The organism is Bacteroides sp. AM37-9, from assembly GCF_003603455.1.
Taxonomy (GTDB): Bacteria; Bacteroidota; Bacteroidia; order Bacteroidales; family Bacteroidaceae; genus Bacteroides; species Bacteroides xylanisolvens.
This window is the reverse complement of sequence record NZ_QTNF01000038.1, coordinates 1-16,059: the sequence shown is the minus strand read 5'-3', so window position 1 is coordinate 16,059 and position 16,059 is coordinate 1. Positions and strand designations below refer to the sequence as shown.

Genomic DNA, 16,059 nt, shown 5'->3' with positions numbered 1-16,059 from the left:
CTGACGAATCATGATATGCTAACAAATATTGTTTTAGTGTATGGGATTAAATCATGCAATTTTATTTACCAGCATATCGAAAAACATCTTATTCTGCAAAAATACGATTCTTTTTTAGATTTATTATCTAAGAACATCAAAACTAATCGGAATAAAATAGTTTTCTTTGCAGTCGAATTCCTCAAAGAGAAATATGAAGAAATATATAATAGGAATATTGGTGATGCTTCCATCCATCAATATGATGTCAGCTACGGCTGATAGTACGGCAGTAAAAAGCGATGAACTGCAAATGTCTACAACTTCTATCAGTGATACTACTCCTACAGATATTGAAGGCACCCCGTCAGACACCATTCCTGCCCTTTCCAAGCGCGAGTTGCGTCGCCAGCGCGTGGCAAACCGGAATTTGCACTATAACATATTAGGTGGTCCCAGTTATACGCCGGACTTCGGTTTATTAGTAGGCGGTAGCGCACTGATGACGTTTCGGATGAATCCGAGTGATACCACTCAACGGCGTTCAGTAGTGCCAATGGCCATCGCCTTGATGTTCAAGGGCGGCTTGAATCTGATGACGAAACCACAACTCTTCTTTAAAGGCGACCGTTTCCGTATCTTCGGAACCTTCTCTTATAAAAATACAATCGAGAATTTTTATGGCATCGGATATTCCACTAATAAAGATTATGAACGTGGAGAAGATACCAGCGAGTACCGTTATAGCGGCATTCAAGTAAACCCCTGGTTCTTGTTCCGTCTGGGAGAAAGTAATTTCTTTGCAGGCCCTCAAGTCGATTTGAACTATGACAAGATAACTAAACCGGCTGCCGGGATGGTTAATGAGCCCTCGTACATAGCGGCAGGAGGTACGGAGCACGGATACAAAAATTTCAGTTCGGGACTCGGCTTCCTGTTGACGTATGACACACGCGATATTCCCGCCAATGCTTATAGCGGAACTTACCTTGACTTCCGGGGAATGATGTACAATAAAACGTTCGGCAGTGATAATAACTTTTACCGTTTGGAAATCGATTACCGCCAATACAAAACAGTAGGACGCCGCAAAGTGATAGCCTGGACAGTGCAAAGCAAAAACGCATTCGGAGATGTACCCCTAACAAAATATGTACTTAGTGGAACCCCCTTCGATCTTCGCGGTTACTACATGGGACAGTTTCGCGACAAGTCCTCGCATGTCATGATGGCCGAATACCGCCAGATGATAAATACGGACAAAAGCACTTGGGTAAAAAAGATGTTAAGTCATATAGGATATGTAGCCTGGGGAGGATGCGGATTCATGGGACCCACTCCGGGCAAAATAGAAGGTGTGCTTCCCAACCTCGGATTGGGATTACGTATCGAAGTGCAACCCCGTATGAATGTACGCCTTGATTTCGGCAGAGACATGGTGAACAAGCAGAATTTGTTCTACTTCAACATGACAGAAGCCTTTTGACGCCATTTACGCGACAAATTGTGCACAATTTACAAGAAAGATTGTAAAATAGATAATAAAAGACTGCACATAAATGAAATTAATCCTTATATTTGCGCAAGCTATAACACAGCAAGAGCAAATAATAGGATTTTTTTATGAAGCAATTTATATGTTTTTTTTCGGGGTTATTACTTCTATTCGTCTCTACAACCCGTGTAGTTGCACAAGAAGTGTCTGACTATTCTCAACTAAGTGATGAAGATTATAGTAAAATAGTTCTCCCCCCACTATCCGCTTTATTCGAGAACGCCAAGAACAGTCCCGCCTATGAGGTAGCGGACGTGAAGGCGATAATAGAACGCAAATTACTCAAAAAAGAAAAATGGGCATTTCTAGGTTTCTTCAGTTTACGAGGGAGCTATCAATACGGAATGTTCGGCAATGAGTCCACCTATACGGACGTGGCAGTCGCCCCATACCTTACCTACTCCACCCAGGCACAGAACGGTTACACGATAGGCGCGGGTTTAAGCATCCCCTTAGATGATCTGTTCGATCTCAAAGGACGCGTCAGTCGGCAAAGACTCACGCTGCGAAGTGCAGAACTGGAACGGGAAGTGAAGTATGACGAAATCAAAAAGAATATTATTGAGTTGTATGCAATGGCTACTTCACAAATTAAAGTTCTCCAGATGAGAAGTGAGGGTTGGGTACTTGCCAACGTACAATATGAAATATCTGAAAAGAATTTTGCCAATGGCACCATTGATTCGTCAGAACTATCAGTAGACAAGGAACGTCAATCTCAAGCTCGCGAAGCATACGAAAAAAGTAAATTCGAATTGACAAAGAGTCTGATGATACTCGAAGTGATTTCACGTACCCCCCTTATACAAAAATAATAACGCACAAAATATGGATTTTATCATTTCTACCATACGGACCTTACTCCGCCACCTCTGGATGATACTAGTAGGTACCGCACTTTTCACACTATTTGTTATTTATTACACCCGCCACATGGTTGGAGGATACGAAGTAAAAGCCACTTTATATACAGGAGTAGCATCGGGATACAATTTGGAGAGTGACAAGCGCACAGATTGGGCTATGGTACAAAATTCTATGGATAACCTGATAAGCATAATGCAGGCCGAGAGTACCCTCAAGAGAGTATCCATGAGATTATATGCCAGAGTTCTTATCAAAGGAGATCCGAACAAAGAAGTTGACGGAATCACCCCTTCCAGTTACAATTACACTTACAATCACTTAAAGAACAGTCCGCATGGAAAAGAAATACTGGCACTGATCGACAAAACAAGTGAAGATAAGACAGTGTCTAATCTGGAAAAGTATATGCGCCCTCACAAAGACAATTACGTCTACGGGCTATTTTACTACAATCCCCATTTTTACAGTTACAACACTTTGAAAAACATCAAAGTACAACGCCGTCTGACAAGTGACTTGCTGGATATTAGCTATGCTTCCAGCGATCCGGGTATCGCATACAATACCGTAAGCATTTTGATGGATGAGTTCGTTGATGAATATCGCCGTATCCGTTATGGAGAGACAGACAAAGTAATCAAATACTTTGAAGAAGAATTGAGAAGAATCGGTGGTAAACTTCGCAACGAAGAAGAAGACCTTACCAAATACAATGTTCAGAAACGCGTAATCAACTATCTTGACGAAACCAAAGAAATAGCAGCTATTAATAAAGAGTTTGAATTAAGAGAACAAGATGCCCTTTTTGCATTCAATAGCAGCAGTGCCATGCTTGCGGAATTAGAAAAACACATGGACAGCAATGCCAAACAAGTATTAAAGAATCTGGAATTTATTGACAAGTTACGTCAAGTATCCAATGTCACCGGAAAGATTGCTGAAATAGAAGCCATGTCCGACTCCAAGAAACAAGATACCGACAATCTGGAAAGTCAAAAGAAGCAACTGCACGAGCTACAAAAAGATTTGAATCATTTAACGGATTCATACGTAGGACATAAATATACGAAAGAAGGAACTTCGCGAACGAATATCATAGAACAATGGCTGGAACAGACATTGGCCAATGAAAAAGCGAAAGCCGAACTGCTGGTCGTACAAAATGCACGCCGTGAACTCAGTGAACGCTATATGTTTTATGCCCCCGTGGGTACCACCATCAAACAAAAAGAGCGAACCATCAATTTCACGGAACGTAACTACCTGACCGTTCTGCAAAGTTATAATGAAGCATTATTACGAAGGAAAAATCTGGAGATGACTTCCGCCACACTGAAAGTTCTGAATGAGCCAACCTATCCTATTTCTCCGGGAGCAACAAACAGAAAGCAAATCATAATGGCTGCCTGTGCAGGTAGTTTCATACTTATTATTGTTTTTTTGCTGTTAGTAGAAATGTTCGACAAAACATTGCGTGACGCAGCTCGTACTAAACGTGTGACAGATTTCAACGTGATAGGTGCTATTCCCAGTATGTTTTCCTCCCGCTATGGCGGAATGACGAAAACCTACGTCCAGTCATCCGTGAAAGAGTTGACTAACTCATTGCTCCGTTTCCTCACCGAGCGAAAATCTCCCGGAGTATATATAATCAACCTATTTAGCACTTGTGAAGATTCCGGAGAAGTAGAAGTCGGAAATCTGATTTGCGGATATATGCAAAGCCGTATGTTAAATGCAAGGTTTATCACCTATGGGGTGGATTTCAACACAGATTCCACTCAATATTTACTTGCCAAAAACATCACAGACTTTTATACCCTGCAGGGAGAAGATGTGCTGATCGTCGCCTATCCACCTTTAGCGCAAAGCAACATCCCCAGTGCTTTGTTACATGATGCAAACGCAAACATCTTGGTAGCTCCCGCAAACCGTGGGTGGAAAACGATTGACAAGCAACTTTGCGAACAGCTCATGCTGCAATTGGATAAAACAAACGTTCCATTCCGTATATGCCTGACAAATGCTTCCCGGGCAGCAATTGAAGATTTCACCGGGCAACTTCCACCATACACCATACTGCGGAATATCGGTTATCGTCTTAGCCAACTGTCGCTCACAGAAAAAATAAGGTTCAACCTAACAAAGAAAACCAAAGAAGGATCAGCAGAAGAGGAGGATGATGACGAATAGAATAATAACTTTCCACTTGTTATTTGCCGCTCAATTTGTGGTGATTATATCAGGAATGTTTGTAAACACCAAGACTGGTTTAGCCTCTATGGCACTCATATTGATGTTTACAACCATCTGTTTGATACAATTGGCCAATGACAAGCAAACAAACTGGAAACCCGGACAAAACATAATGACCTATATGTGCACAGTCTGGCTAGTCTATTATTTCTTCGAAATCTTGAATCCTAATAATGTAATGGAAGCATGGAACATTGGCCTCACTCCTTATGCGCTGATTCCTTTGATATGTGCTTTTATTGTTCCTATTGTCATCCGTACGAAAAAAGATATTGAGTTATTATTAATAGTATGGTCCATATTTGTTCTCATATTTACCATAAAAGGTTATTGGCAAAAAAACCACGGTTTCAGCGAAAAAGACCTTCACTTTCTGTATGCATTGGGAGGATGGCGTACGCATCTCATCTGGTCCGGCATACGTTATTTCTCATGTTTCTCCGATGCCGCTAATTACGGGGTGCATGCTGCGCTGTCGGCAGTCGTATTTGCCATCTCCTCTTTTTATGCAGGATCGAAATGGAAACGCGTTTATTTTTTCTTCATCGCTATCTGCGCGCTTTATGGGATGGGAATATCCGGAACAAGAACAGCAATGGGAGTCATCATGGGCGGTTTGTTGATGGTAACTATCATCGCTAAAAACTGGAAAGCATTACTGGCAGGTGTTATTGCATCAATAGCCATTTTCTGTTTCTTTTATTATACAAATGCCGGAAATGGGAATCAGTATATCCGTAAAATGCGTTCCTCTTTCCATCCCACTGAAGATGCATCCTATATGGTGCGTGTGGAAAACCGGATATTAATAAAAGAACTGATGTCGAAAAAGCCGTTTGGTTATGGAATCGGACTGTCAAAAGCGGGTAATTTCAATTCAAAAGAACAGATGCCCTACCCTCCCGACTCATGGTTGGTCAGCGTGTGGGTAGAGACAGGAATTGTCGGGCTGCTTCTTTACCTTGCCATTCATGGAATTCTTTTTGTCTGGTGTTCGTGGATATTGATGTTTAAAATACGCGACAAGAGTCTGCGGGGATTAGTAGCAGCCTGGGTGTGTATGAATGCCGGGTTCTTCATTGCCGCTTACGTAAGTGATGTCATGCAATACCCTAACCAACTCCCCATTTATATAGGATTTGCACTCTGTCTTGCAGCTCCGCATATAGAAAAAAGAATGGTACTAGAAAACAAGAAGTTATGAAAAAGAACCAACAGATATTAGTCTTAAATACTTTTGCTATCATCATGGTATGTATAGGACATTCTTTTACAGCCGTAGAGTCCTATTATGGTCATAAATGGATATATAGTTTTCACATGCCATTATTCATGTTCATATCAGGCTATTTATTAAATTATGCAACTATGCATAAACAGCAAGAAATATCAGATATAAGTTTATTGGGCAAACAAGGATACATAGTCAAAAGAGCGATCCGGCTCCTTGTTCCCTATTTCATTATTAGTTCCATTACTTATATCCCCAAAGTACTATTAAGTGCACACGCTCTACGCCCTATAGATTTCTCCATCCATTCATACATTCACATGCTATTGTATCCTATGGACAACGTTATCAAATTCTTCTGGTTTCTCCCTACTTTATTTATTGTTAGTATCATCACAATAATACTATACAAAGCAAACAAGAAACTAAAGTTTAAATATACCTTTTTAGTCTGCCTTCCTCTGCTCATTTTATTATACGAATTCAACCCTCTCAAACATATTGAATTTTTAAATCTAGGTGGAGTGGCTAGCTATTTGATATTTTTCATCACCGGATGTATATATGCCCAATATAATTCAATGATTAGCGACAAAGCAAAACTCGCAAATATATACACAGCAAGCGGACTTTTAATAATCTACTCTGCATTAATCTATTTCATAGTCTGGGATACACCATTCATAGGAATAGTATATGCTTTTATCGGAATAGCGTTCAGTTTCTCACTAAGTTCACTATACATAAAATACAATCTGAAGTTTCTTGACCATCTTTCCAACAGTTCATACGCTATTTACTTATTTTCATGGTATCCGTTAGTTATTATCCAATCATTTCTGATGAAAAAATATGCATTGGACTGGAAATTATGGGCTATTATCAGTACTGTTTTTCAAATATATATACCTTTCTATATATATAAAGGTATCATATACATAAAGAACAACAAACGTTATGGAAAAACAATAGCAACTTTATTAGGACAGTAAAAGATATGGAAAGCCCTACAATTTCATTCATCACCATTTGCTACAACGGTTTTAAAGACACCTGTAAGCTAATCGAGTCACTTCTGGACAAGATTCATTCCATAAGTTATGAAATCATAGTGGTAGACAATGCTTCACGCGAAAACGAAGCAGAGAAGATACGTGCGTTATACCCTACGGTAATCACCATTCGCAGCGATGTAAACAAAGGTTTTTCGGGCGGAAACAATATCGGACTCCGTGTAGCAAAAGGCAAATATTTTTTCTTGATAAACAATGACACCTATATTGAATCAGACAACATCACTTGCCTGATAGAGCGACTGGAAAGCCGTCCGGAAATCGGAGGCGTATCGCCGAAAATACGCTTTGCCTTTCCACCCCAAAACATACAATTCGCAGGATATACTCCGCTTAGCTCTATTACTCTTCGTAATGAAGGAATTGGATTCGGATGTCCGGACGACGGAAGATTCGACACCCCGCATACTACTCCCTATTTGCATGGAGCAGCTATGATGGTGAAGCGTGAAGTGATAGAGAAAGCCGGAATGATGCCGGAGATATTCTTTCTATATTATGAAGAGCTCGACTGGTGCACTCACATAACACGTGTCGGCTACGAGTTATGGTATGAACCCCGTTGCACGGTTTTTCACAAAGAAAGCCAGAGCACAGGGCAATTGAGTGCGCTCCGCACCTACTACCTGACACGCAACCGTTTGCTCTATGCATGGCGAAACCTTGACGGAAGCAGACGCTTTCTCTCTATAGCCTATCAAATGACTGTGGCAGCCGGAAAAAATGGAATAAGCTTTCTGTTAAAAGGTCATCCTGAACTTCTAACCGCCACACTGAAAGGCATATCAGCATTTATTCGTATTCCCCATAAAAAAGAACAAATATGACAACTATACTGTACATCGCAGAAATTATACTATACACAATATTGGCTATCAATATAGGTTATTTGCTTTTGTTTGCCTTGGCATCCAAATTCTACCGTCGTCATAACTATCCCAATACTCCCAAACACAATAAATTCGCCGTACTATTCCCAGCTTATAAAGAAGATAAAGTCATTCTGCCGACTATCCAATCTTTTTTACAGCAAGATTATCCGGCAGAATTCTACGACATCATCGTGATTTCAGACCAGATGCAAGAAAGCACCAATGAAGCCTTACGCCAACTTCCGATCCGCCTGCTGACAGCCGACTATACTGACAGCTCCAAGGCAAAAGCCATGAATCTCGCCATGAAAGCTACAGCTGACACTCCTTATGACATGATCGTCATCATGGATGCCGACAACACAACAGACCCAGATTTTTTGTCTGAAATCAATCGTGCCTTTCAAGCAGGCGAAAAAGCTATTCAGGCACATCGCACCGCCAAAAATATGAATACAGATGTCGCCGTTCTTGATGCCGCCAGCGAAGAAATCAACAACTCAATATTTCGTAGCGGGCATATTGCTCTCGGATTTTCTTCCGCCCTTATTGGCTCCGGCATGGCATTGGAAGCACAGTGGTTCCGTCAGCATGTTCCCCAACTAGAGACAGCAGGAGAAGACAAAGAACTGGAATCGCTGCTACTTAAACAGCGCATCCATATCGAATATCTGGAACACGTCCACGTGAAAGATGAAAAAACGCAAAAGAAAGAAGTGATCAAAAACCAGCGCAAACGTTGGATCGCTGCCCAGTTCGATTCGTTGAGCCGGGCACTCCCCTCTTTTCCCGGAGAACTGCTTCGCGGTAATATCAACTACTGTGACAAGGTATTCCAATGGACACTCCTACCACGTATCGTACTGATTTTCTGCACATTTTTCTTCACAATCATATTCACAATTGTCCATCCGCACATGAGTATCAAATGGTGGATATTGTCCTTTTCCCTCTTTCTGGCATTATTTACGGCAATTCCAAAGCGTATGCTCAATAAGCGACTGCTACAAGGCATCCTTCAATTGCCCTCATTGCTGGCAGGCATTGTGAGTAATCTGTTTAAACTGAAAGGAGTCAACAAACAATTTATACATACCGAACATGACCATTAATGTATTGGAAGTAATCAGACAAGGCCAAGTGGGTGGCGGAGAATCTCATCTGCTCGACCTCATAGCAGGGTTTGACGAACGCGTCAATCCCATCGTACTAGCGTTCACAGGCGGACAAATGATTGACGAGCTCACCCGAAGAGGTGTCAGATGTTACGTCATTAACACTGCGCATCCTTTTGACATACGTATCACAAAACAAATCAAGAAGTTGATACTTGATGAAAACATACAACTCATTCACGCCCACGGAAGTCGTGCGGCCTCCAATGTAGCGTTCATTGCCCGGAAGCTACATATTCCGATGGTATACACCGTGCATGGATGGAGCTTTCATCAAGACCAGTCGTTTCTAATCAAAAGTCTCCGGGCATGGAGTGAGAAAATTATCTGTAAATTAAGCCGAAAAGTCATCTGTGTATCCGAAAGCAACTGGATTACCGGCCAAGAAACTTTCGGACTGAAGAATGCACTCGTGATAGAAAATGGTATCAACCTGAAACGATTCAATCCGGATGGAAACCGCAAAGACCTGCGTAAGGAATTCGGATTTACAGAAGATGATTTCGTGATAGGCTTCGTCAGCAGGATCACTCTCCAGAAAGCTCCGTTGGATTTCGTAAAAAGTATTGCTATCGCTCACCAGAAAGATGCCAGAATCAAAGCACTGCTGGTAGGAGAAGGCGATATGGAAGAAGAGACCAAGGAAGCAATCCGGCAAAACGGAATAGAAGAATACATCCGGACCTCACCATTTCGTAATGATGTGCCGGATGTATTGCACGCTATCAATGTTTTCTGTCTACCAAGTTTATGGGAAGGGCTTTCCATTGCGTTGCTCGAAGCGATGGCTATGAAAAAAGCATTGGTAGTGACCCCTACAGACGGTACCAGAGAAGTAATCACACATCAGGAAAGCGGATTGATTGCAGATTTCGGTCAACCGGAGGAGTTGGCGGAATGTTATTTGACATATCTCCATTATCCGGAATGGATAGAAAGTTATGGAAACGCAGCTATGGCTGTCATTCAGGAACGTTTCGACAGCCGACGCGTATCACAGCAAGTCACAGAAGTCTATTATGACATTCTTCAGTGATCAGTTCCATTCTTTTTTCACTTCGAAGCACGGACACGCTTTAATCCACTCTTCGGGTTCAATCTCTCCGTTTCCATTCAGATCGGGGCTCAAATCCCGATGTCCGCACACCCGGCAGCCGGGATAATCGCGTAAGAGCGTAAGAATCAGTACGTGCATTGAATGAACTTGCCATTCGGTACGGGTATCGGCGGGATGACCGTGGCAGTCAAGTCCGCCCTCATAACAAATGCCAATACTGTTCTGGTTGTGTCCTTTTGCGTGCGCACCGATTCGTTCAATCTCACGGGTGGTCTTTATATCTCCATTTTTGCGGATATAAAAATGATACCCCGTCCCGTTGAAACCACGCCGACGGTGGCACACTTCCAAATCATCTTCCGTAAAATTCCTATCTACCCTTGAGGCGGAACAGTGGATCACAATCAAATTGATGGTTCGCATAAATTCATCCCTCCGTTTCAGCGACCATCTGTACTCGTTGCACACATTCCTTGCTGCTACACTGCAGAGCCGCAGCCTGCGTCAACTGTCCTCTCAACGAGAAAATCTCCGCGTGCATCTCTTTCACTTTCGAGCTAAGGTCGAAATAATCCTTCAACACTTTCTCCAACTGCTGCATCAGAAAAGTATATTGATCTTTCACTAGTTCGCTGAACTCTTTCACTTCTTGCGCCATCATCTGGCGCTTCTTACGACTATTGCCAAGAAAAGGCAGAATCGTCATGATGATTTCGATAATTTTATCTAACATTTTAATAGATTGAGATGATAAATTAATAAATTGAGAACAGAGTCAATCAAAGCGGTTTATGCTGCCGGATCCGGAGCTTCTCCTCCACCGCTACCACCACCGGGTTCTCCCCCATCGCCTTTACCATCATCATCGGAGCCGTCACCGCCGTTTCCTCCGGCAGCGGACTTCTTCTCCGCATACAATTCAAACATCATGTTATTATCCCCGCCACGAGTAGTTGCCGTGCTGTCATTGGCAAGACGCAATGAGTTGTCGACTTTGAAACGGAGATTGATGCGAGTGATATTTTTCACCGTACAATCCTTTTCCTGTTCCACACCCGGACAGGTCAGCGTGGTATAAAAAATACCCAGTCCATCCACTTTCACCTTATTCCCTGCCACAAGCACTTTTTTCATCGCACGGACAAAGGATTTCATCACATGCGACACGTCTTCCACCGAAAGCGACCCGATAGACTCGATTTCCTGTGCCAGTGAATCAATTGAATAGATTTTCGACTCCCCAGCCTTGGGCTTGAGAAGATACATCATCGGTGATTTATCATCACCGAGCCGTTTTCTGCGCTTGTAGCGCACAACTGTAACTGTTGCCATATTTAAAAATTGTTTCTACGAAAAGAAGTACATTCTCCCTTTCTGTTGATGAAACAAAGATACGACAACACATTGACGACTTACCGGATTGCACCGGACTACACCGGACTACACCGGATTATGCCGGATTAAAACGGATTACACCGAATTATACCGAAATATGTGGAAATATGTAGGAATATGTAAGATTATTCCCTAGTTTTCAATGATCCATTCTCCAATAGTTCGCGTACTACTGTCGAAATTAACTCCCACTTTGATAACTTTCCGATGATCTGCCTGATAAGGAATCGCATACTGCTTACTATTGATCTGTGCCAACGCTTCTTCAGGAGTACCGTCTACTTTGAATTCGAATACATAGATAGCCTCCTGCATCTTTATCACAACATCAGCCCTGCCAACAGCGCTCTTTACTTCTGCATCCACATATTGCCCCATCAACCGGAACAGGAGGTAGAAGATGGTCTGATAGTGTTTCTCCTCCTTATTATTCATATCATTGGGGATAGAGGCGAAAAATGATTTGATCCGCTCCATACATTGATCCAGATTGCCGACCCGTAAGTCTTTGATAAACGATACTACATAAAATGTATTCTCGCGAGCAGGCAAATGCACATAAGCCGGCATTAATGATTCGATAAAGCCTTTCCGAACTTCTTTGTTAGGATAAGCCAACGTATAGATCTGAAAATCCCGGTCATACTCTTTGATAGTGAGATAACCGCTTTGGTAAAGTACCGGAAGCGGGTCTGTAATGACATTGGTAGGTGCATCAAACTGCTCGGCAGTAGCCGAAACGCCATCCAGTTGACGAATATCGAAATCGCTTTGCTGCAAGATGTCTATCAAGAAAGTAGGAGTGCCGGTAGAAAACCAGAAATTCTCATAACTTTTCTGCGCAAATGCATTAAATAAGCTAAACGGATTGTACACATCCTCACATTTCTTACTGAAATGATACCCATCATACTGTTGCTTCAGATGCATACACGCTTCATCATACGTTTCACCATTCGCCTCGGCCATCCTTCTTATATCTTCTTCCAACTGTGTACGCAATTCATTTTCCGTTATACCGCAAATGCCACTATAAGCATCTTGCATACTTATGTTCTGAAGATTGTTCAATTCACTAAAGATGCTCATCTGACTAAATTTACTGATACCGGTCAGAAAAAGAAAACGAAGATATTCTCCCTGCGCTTTCAACGGACTGAAAAAATCGCGCATGATGCCACGTATTTCAGCTTGCAACTCCTCATTGTTGTTGCTATCCAACATAGGAGAATCATATTCGTCTACAAGTAACACAACCTGACGTCCGCTCTGCTCGTAAGCACGTTTGATAATACCTTTCAGACGGAGACTGAAAGTGTCTTCGCTCGTATCACATCCGTAAATTCGTTCCCATTCCACCAAGCGATTGTTGATAGCAGAGCGCAACATTCCCGCATCCATATACTTACTGATGCTGAAATCAATATGCAACACGGGATAAACCGTCCAGTCTTTCTCCAACTGTTCCATCATCAGCCCCTTGAACAGGTCTTTTTTACCAGAGAAATAGGCTTCAAGAGTGGAAACTAACAGACTCTTTCCAAAGCGTCGAGGGCGACTAAGAAAACAAGTCTTAGCCGAATTAGTCAAACGATAAATCAACTCTGTCTTATCAATATACACACAATTATTATTGCGTAAATCTTCGAAACTCTGTATCCCTATCGGATAACGCCTGAATATTCCTTCCATCCTTTTTCTATGCTTTTAACGTGAAACGTAAACAAAGATACGATAAATTTCAAGAATCGGTATTCTATTAGTATCAATTCTTTTATGAATACACCCGAACATCCGTTCTCAAAACTTGCCTATTCCACTAAAAATGAGTAACTTTACTTCAAATACAGCAACCTAAAAGCACAACTATAAATGAAAACAAAAAACAAGATTCTCCCCGAAAAAGAAGAGGAAAAAACATTCCAATACCGCACCTATGGGAAAGGCGAACTTGCCTTGTTGTACCTCCCCAATATCCTGCAACAAAGCGCAGTAGACCGATTCAACGAATGGATTGAAGCTGCACCCGGACTAAAAGAACGGCTCCTGGCCACCGGCATGAATCCACGCAGCAGATACTACACTCCCGCACAAGTAAGGCTCATCGTCGAAGTACTCCAAGAACCCTAATTGAAGTATTAAGTATTAGGTATTAAGTATGGTAAACGCATCGCAACAATGGATAACATCATAATACTTGATACTTAATACCTAATACTTTAAAACAGCTCTTTTTCAGGTAGCCAGCAGGAATTGTCGAACATTGTATTTCGGACACGCTGGTCAGCGGAGAGAGAAGGGTCGTGAGATTCTTCACAGGGCAGGTATCGTCCGCTTACGGGATCGTAGACAAAGGATGCCATTCCACCGACACCAAGATGCTTGAATTTCACCTTGTCCACGTATACGCGTGTGACACCAACCTCCTTGTCACGTTCCACAATGATACCGTAATCCGCTTTGTTATAGAAATCGGCAGAGCCGTTGATGTCGTACATTTCCACACGAGGGGTAATGCCCGTGACAGGATTACGGTTCATTTTACGAGGATGGACTACGACCACGAGCAGGCAATTATGTTGCACGGCAAATTCTGTAAATTTATTCAACAGGTTCGAAATATATTGCGTTTCCGTCTGTCCAGGCTGCGGGTTATGGTCGAAACGGTTGAGCGGGTCGAAGACAATGATGCGGCAGCCACGGCAGACAACGAGTTCATGAGCCTTGGCCAGTACACGATCCGGAGAAACATTACCTTTCAGAGAGATATGAGAGACGTTTTCAGTCAGAAAATCTTCCGAGTTCGCAAGGAGTCCCTCCGTCATGCCACAGCCGTTTTGAAAACGGTGTCCGGTGAGTTTCTCAATCAGTTTGCGGAGATGATAGACGATAGGGGTATTTTCCGGGCTAAAAAAACCTATTTTCCATTGATGCCGCAGGCAGAGACGCAACACCAATTCGTCCACCCACTCGGATTTTCCTGCACCGGGAACTCCGGTGACGTAGACACTTCGCCCACGTTCATACGTGCAGATCTTATCCATCTCCTCCCATCCCGTTTCCGCTCCGGGACCGAAGCCGTTGTCGAAAAGAGCCCGCAGATCGTCATGCAAGTCGGCAGCGGTGAAGATACCTTCGAGCGGAACTTCTGCTGCCTGTTCGATGGCGATACGGAGACTGGCGATACCATATTTGCAGAGATGCTCGTTGGCATCTTTACACTCCGGACCGTAAGTCACCACCCGGCAGCGTTCAGCTCCCAGCCGGTTGATGAGTTCATTGCGCAACCGGATTCCGGCAGAATCAGCATCAACGGCAATGATGATTTCTTCCAGGTCCTCGAAGTGCGTCTCCATAAAACGGTCGAGCCAGGAGAGGTTCGAATTGGCTCCGGCCGGCACGGAGATGGCGCTTTTGAATCCGGCGGCGATGGAAGAAGCAGCATCCAGTTCCCCCTCGTGGATGATGCAGGAGGTTTGCCCCAGGATGGAGTCGATGTTGTAGGGAATCAGTTCGGCACCCTGCACCATTTTGAAAAGTTTCGGGAGAGCGCGAAATTTGGTGTTTATCAGTTGTTCCCCTTCAAAATAGTTGAAGCAGATGCAACGTTCCTTTTTGCCGGATTGCGGCATAAATTCTTCCTGTTCGGTGATGCGTAGGGCGGCTATGACGGACTGCGGGATGCAACGCGTCTCCACCAGCCAACGCTCCGTGTCTTCGGAAAGTGTGGTTTTCGAGGCATCAAACACAGGACGCTGAAAATGCTGCGGAATGGCTGCCGCACGACGCTTGCGGGCTGCCACATGTTCGGCATTCTTGCGCTCTTCCACATCATCGGGGACGTAGAAATCAGCGCCACAATGATAACAGTGACAGTGGCCCGTGTCGACGTTGACACGTAGCGAACGGTCGCGCTTATTCTTGCGGGTAGGAAGACATTTTTTACAAATCGTCTTGAGGACTCCACTCGATTTACCGTGGATGTCGACATCATAGTTGGCAAAATTTCTCATATTTTTTTCCTTTTTTCTAATTAAAAAATAGTTTAAAATAATCATTCACACGCAGAGGACTTACCTGCCGGACGAGTGTCTGCCACCTACCGGACGAACTTCCGTTACCTACCGGACGAACATCGGCAACCTGCCGGACGAAGCCAGTCATCTGCCGGATTAATGCGCCCATCTTTTCTTCACATCATCCCACACAGCTGATGCATCGGGACGTGGCGGCGCATCAACCGGAATAAGATGTCCCAGATACGTTCGCCGCCCGTCGACGACGCTTTCAAAGCGGTTCACATCCTTGTCGACCGTATTCTCAAGCTCTTTCAGCAAGGTTTCCCTCAACGTGCGGCAAGTAACGGAACCGGCCGCGATATAATTTGAAAAATACCGTTTCACGTCCTCCGGGAAAAGCAGTCCGGCTCCTTTGTCATAAAGGCGGATATGTTTTTTGAAGATTTCCAGAATAAGTTTTTGATGGTCTACAAAAAGCTTTCCCAAACCGGAATGCTGCCCGGCCAATTCCATATATGACTGGAAAGTGGCACAGTTGCATAAGTCCGTGGCAATATAATCATGTTATCCAAAGATTATG

The 16,059-nt window shown here is 43.2% G+C and carries 15 protein-coding genes and 1 pseudogene; 9 read left to right on the top strand and 7 right to left on the bottom strand.

What is annotated here, in order from left to right:
* The first annotated feature begins 193 nt into the window (after positions 1 to 193).
* From DW862_RS21165 to DW862_RS21130, 8 genes are all read left to right on the top strand, one after another.
* On the top strand, positions 194 to 1,465 hold the full coding sequence (locus tag DW862_RS21165) for a BamA/TamA family outer membrane protein (protein ID WP_032856184.1): 1,272 nt from the start codon (positions 194 to 196) through the stop codon (positions 1,463 to 1,465).
* 137 nt (positions 1,466 to 1,602) lie between these two features.
* Positions 1,603 to 2,349, top strand: a complete 747-nt coding sequence (locus DW862_RS21160) for a TolC family protein (RefSeq protein ID WP_004311616.1) — start codon at positions 1,603 to 1,605, stop codon at positions 2,347 to 2,349.
* A 13-nt stretch (positions 2,350 to 2,362) separates the two neighbouring features.
* Positions 2,363 to 4,594, top strand: coding sequence for a hypothetical protein (locus DW862_RS21155; protein ID WP_004311615.1), 2,232 nt, complete (start codon positions 2,363 to 2,365; stop codon positions 4,592 to 4,594).
* Entirely contained in the window at positions 4,581 to 5,861 is a 1,281-nt protein-coding gene (locus DW862_RS21150) for an O-antigen ligase (protein WP_120070275.1), read from the top strand. The genes DW862_RS21155 and DW862_RS21150 overlap by 14 nt, the downstream gene beginning before the upstream one ends.
* The gene (locus tag DW862_RS21145; RefSeq protein WP_004311613.1) at positions 5,858 to 6,880 is read left to right on the top strand and encodes an acyltransferase; all 1,023 of its coding nucleotides are present in this window, start codon (positions 5,858 to 5,860) and stop codon (positions 6,878 to 6,880) included. The genes DW862_RS21150 and DW862_RS21145 overlap by 4 nt, the downstream gene beginning before the upstream one ends.
* 5 nt (positions 6,881 to 6,885) lie before the next feature.
* The gene (locus DW862_RS21140; protein WP_004311612.1) at positions 6,886 to 7,788 is read left to right on the top strand and encodes a glycosyltransferase family 2 protein; all 903 of its coding nucleotides are present in this window, start codon (positions 6,886 to 6,888) and stop codon (positions 7,786 to 7,788) included.
* Complete coding sequence (locus DW862_RS21135; RefSeq protein ID WP_120070271.1) at positions 7,785 to 8,945, top strand: glycosyltransferase family 2 protein; 1,161 nt, start codon at positions 7,785 to 7,787, stop codon at positions 8,943 to 8,945. The genes DW862_RS21140 and DW862_RS21135 overlap by 4 nt, the downstream gene beginning before the upstream one ends.
* Positions 8,935 to 10,044, top strand: coding sequence for a glycosyltransferase (locus tag DW862_RS21130; protein WP_004311610.1), 1,110 nt, complete (start codon positions 8,935 to 8,937; stop codon positions 10,042 to 10,044). Before DW862_RS21135 ends, DW862_RS21130 begins: the two co-directional genes overlap by 11 nt.
* On the opposite strand, the gene DW862_RS21125 is transcribed toward DW862_RS21130, so the two are convergent.
* The 4 genes from DW862_RS21125 to DW862_RS21110 all read right to left on the bottom strand — a co-directional run bounded on the left by DW862_RS21125 (position 10,045) and on the right by DW862_RS21110 (position 13,152).
* Positions 10,045 to 10,488 carry an N-acetylmuramoyl-L-alanine amidase gene (locus DW862_RS21125; protein ID WP_120070268.1) on the bottom strand — a complete coding sequence of 148 codons (444 nt, stop codon included), beginning with the start codon at positions 10,486 to 10,488 and terminating at the stop codon, positions 10,045 to 10,047.
* A gap of 4 nt (positions 10,489 to 10,492) precedes the next feature.
* Entirely contained in the window at positions 10,493 to 10,798 is a 306-nt protein-coding gene (locus DW862_RS21120; protein WP_032811743.1) for a hypothetical protein, read from the bottom strand.
* 56 nt (positions 10,799 to 10,854) lie between these two features.
* Positions 10,855 to 11,397 carry an HU family DNA-binding protein gene (locus tag DW862_RS21115; RefSeq protein ID WP_004318588.1) on the bottom strand — a complete coding sequence of 181 codons (543 nt, stop codon included), beginning with the start codon at positions 11,395 to 11,397 and terminating at the stop codon, positions 10,855 to 10,857.
* Positions 11,398 to 11,592: 195 nt separating this feature from the next.
* Positions 11,593 to 13,152 carry an ATP-binding protein gene (locus DW862_RS21110; protein ID WP_004318590.1) on the bottom strand — a complete coding sequence of 520 codons (1,560 nt, stop codon included), beginning with the start codon at positions 13,150 to 13,152 and terminating at the stop codon, positions 11,593 to 11,595.
* Between the two features lie 180 nt (positions 13,153 to 13,332).
* On the opposite strand from DW862_RS21110, the gene DW862_RS21105 reads away from it, so the two are divergent.
* Positions 13,333 to 13,590 carry a DUF4248 domain-containing protein gene (locus DW862_RS21105; RefSeq protein WP_004318591.1) on the top strand — a complete coding sequence of 86 codons (258 nt, stop codon included), beginning with the start codon at positions 13,333 to 13,335 and terminating at the stop codon, positions 13,588 to 13,590.
* An 89-nt stretch (positions 13,591 to 13,679) separates the two neighbouring features.
* Here DW862_RS21105 and DW862_RS21100 read toward each other — a convergent pair whose 3' ends face one another.
* The 3 genes and pseudogenes from DW862_RS21100 to DW862_RS21095 form a co-directional block, all read right to left on the bottom strand.
* On the bottom strand, positions 13,680 to 15,473 hold the full coding sequence (locus tag DW862_RS21100; protein WP_120070265.1) for a bifunctional DNA primase/helicase: 1,794 nt from the start codon (positions 15,471 to 15,473) through the stop codon (positions 13,680 to 13,682).
* Positions 15,474 to 15,489: 16 nt separating this feature from the next.
* Positions 15,490 to 15,645, bottom strand: a complete 156-nt coding sequence (locus tag DW862_RS26065) for a hypothetical protein (protein ID WP_164497289.1) — start codon at positions 15,643 to 15,645, stop codon at positions 15,490 to 15,492.
* Positions 15,633 to 16,010, bottom strand: a pseudogene (locus DW862_RS21095) (hypothetical protein); the annotation flags it as partial. The gene DW862_RS26065 and the pseudogene DW862_RS21095, both read right to left, overlap by 13 nt.
* Positions 16,011 to 16,059: the final 49 nt, after the last annotated feature.

Bases quoted from the DNA above. Each gene is read 5' to 3' on its own strand.
- DW862_RS21165 (WP_032856184.1), top strand. From the start codon at position 194: ATGAAGAAATATATAATAGGAATATTGGTGATGCTTCCATCCATCAAT.
- DW862_RS21160 (WP_004311616.1), top strand. From the start codon at position 1,603: ATGAAGCAATTTATATGTTTTTTTTCGGGGTTATTACTTCTATTCGTC.
- DW862_RS21155 (WP_004311615.1), top strand. From the start codon at position 2,363: ATGGATTTTATCATTTCTACCATACGGACCTTACTCCGCCACCTCTGG.
- DW862_RS21150 (WP_120070275.1), top strand. From the start codon at position 4,581: ATGATGACGAATAGAATAATAACTTTCCACTTGTTATTTGCCGCTCAA.
- DW862_RS21145 (WP_004311613.1), top strand. From the start codon at position 5,858: ATGAAAAAGAACCAACAGATATTAGTCTTAAATACTTTTGCTATCATC.
- DW862_RS21140 (WP_004311612.1), top strand. From the start codon at position 6,886: ATGGAAAGCCCTACAATTTCATTCATCACCATTTGCTACAACGGTTTT.
- DW862_RS21135 (WP_120070271.1), top strand. From the start codon at position 7,785: ATGACAACTATACTGTACATCGCAGAAATTATACTATACACAATATTG.
- DW862_RS21130 (WP_004311610.1), top strand. From the start codon at position 8,935: ATGACCATTAATGTATTGGAAGTAATCAGACAAGGCCAAGTGGGTGGC.
- DW862_RS21125 (WP_120070268.1), bottom strand. From the start codon at position 10,488: ATGCGAACCATCAATTTGATTGTGATCCACTGTTCCGCCTCAAGGGTA.
- DW862_RS21120 (WP_032811743.1), bottom strand. From the start codon at position 10,798: ATGTTAGATAAAATTATCGAAATCATCATGACGATTCTGCCTTTTCTT.
- DW862_RS21115 (WP_004318588.1), bottom strand. From the start codon at position 11,397: ATGGCAACAGTTACAGTTGTGCGCTACAAGCGCAGAAAACGGCTCGGT.
- DW862_RS21110 (WP_004318590.1), bottom strand. From the start codon at position 13,152: ATGGAAGGAATATTCAGGCGTTATCCGATAGGGATACAGAGTTTCGAA.
- DW862_RS21105 (WP_004318591.1), top strand. From the start codon at position 13,333: ATGAAAACAAAAAACAAGATTCTCCCCGAAAAAGAAGAGGAAAAAACA.
- DW862_RS21100 (WP_120070265.1), bottom strand. From the start codon at position 15,473: ATGAGAAATTTTGCCAACTATGATGTCGACATCCACGGTAAATCGAGT.
- DW862_RS26065 (WP_164497289.1), bottom strand. From the start codon at position 15,645: ATGGGCGCATTAATCCGGCAGATGACTGGCTTCGTCCGGCAGGTTGCC.